A 1,504-nucleotide genomic window follows, 5' to 3' on the forward strand; every position below is an offset into this window, starting at 1 on the left:
ACGCGACACGGTTACCGCGTCAACGTTCCTTGATGAGGCACTAGTACGCGGTTCGTATCCGCCGTTCCGTCCCGGCGTAGGCGACGTTGCGGCGGATGGTCGCACATCGGTGCCTTCCAGAAATTCCCGTGCGCCATTGAAGGCTCTACCACCACTCGCCCCTGGTGTCGGCGTCCGTCGTCACGGAGCGAGGTCTGGCGCGCCTGTCGTGCGTTGATCCGGTGAGGAACGCTCCGGACAGATCCGCGTGGGTGAGGTTCGTGTTGGTGAGGTTCGTGTTGGTGAGGTTTGCGCTGTTGAGGTTCGCGTTGGTTAGGTCTGCGCTGTTCAGGTCCGCGCCGGAAAGTTGCGCATCCATGAGGTACGCGTCGGCGAGGTTCGCGCCGAGAAGAGACGCGTTGGTGAGGTCTGCTCGGGCGAGTCCCGCGCTGGTGAGGTTCGCGTAGGTGAGTGACGCGTTGGTCAGGTTCGCGTCGGCGAGGTACGCGTCTTTGAGGTCCGCCCTCGCCAGTCCTGCGTCGGCGAGCTTGGCGCCGACGAGAGACACATTGGTGAGGTCAGCCCCAGAGAGGTCCGCCCCGGAAAGTTCTGCGCCGCGGAGATCCGCGCCAGAGAGACAAGTTGATCTCAGGAACAACCTAGCGCCGCCGTCGTGACGAGCATCGCGGCGGCCCAGCACGGTGATCGCTGCCTGGATGTCGGGCGCCGGAGCGGCAGGCCCAGGTGGGCATCTGCGGATCTCTCGGGGTTGGGCAGGGGTGTTGGTGCGGATGAAGGAGGTGAGAACTTCGATGATGGTGGGTTGGTCACGGGGTGAGTCTCGTGCAAGCCGTTCGAGGGCGTAGATGCCTCCGAGGCGGATCTGGAGTCCCTCCGGGCCCTGCTGGCCGAGTTGTTCGACGGCGCGGCTGTAGCGGTCGGTGAACTGGCCTTGCGCGGCGAGGCCGAGTTGCTCTCGGCTGTCCTGAAGGGAGAGCGCGGTGAAGACCAACGCGCCGATAGCGGTCGCTGCGGTAATCAACGAGGTGATCTCGGGCCAGTTCACGCGATGTCGGGGCCGCGCGTTCTTCATATCCGCTCGGTCGCTTCCTTCCCGCGCGTTGGCTGCATCCGTGTATTGCCGCACGGTTTTCGTCGCTGAGTCAGGGGACGTCGAATGCCAGCGTTGACGTTGGCGCTGGGCCAGACGGTGCCGCCGCACCGGCGGGTAGATGGGGGGTCTATGTCGTCGATCGGGGTGCACCGGGGAAGTATCGAGGAATCGGCCAGCGGTGATACGGGTCTCCGCGCGAATTCACTCGGCCGGCGGCTGGCGTGAGGCGCTCCACTTGTCGGGTCGCCACTCCTCGTGGTAGGCCTCACGGCCAGTGAACGACGCGGCTAACAGGCGAAGGTCAGTTCGCGCGTCGTTGCTTGCAATGCGTGGCGAGGATCCGGCGCAAGTCGACACGACGTAACACTTAGAGCGCGTCTCATTTGGCGAGTTTCTTGGAGCAGGTCAACG

Annotated in this window: 1 protein-coding gene; it reads right to left on the reverse strand. The window is 64.7% G+C overall.

The features are described from left to right. Positions 1–145 precede the first annotated feature (145 nt). Positions 146–1,072, reverse strand: a complete 927-nt coding sequence (locus tag BU204_RS37730) for a pentapeptide repeat-containing protein (RefSeq protein WP_083661996.1) — start codon at positions 1,070–1,072, stop codon at positions 146–148. Between the last annotated feature and the right edge of the window lie 432 nt (positions 1,073–1,504).

It is taken from the genome of Actinophytocola xanthii (assembly GCF_001921205.1).
GTDB lineage: Bacteria > Actinomycetota > Actinomycetes > Mycobacteriales > Pseudonocardiaceae > Actinophytocola > Actinophytocola xanthii.

What these genes read in the sequence shown, in the direction of transcription:
- BU204_RS37730 (WP_083661996.1), bottom strand. Translation starts at nt 1,072, where the DNA reads ATGAAGAACGCGCGGCCCCGACATCGCGTGAACTGGCCCGAGATCACC.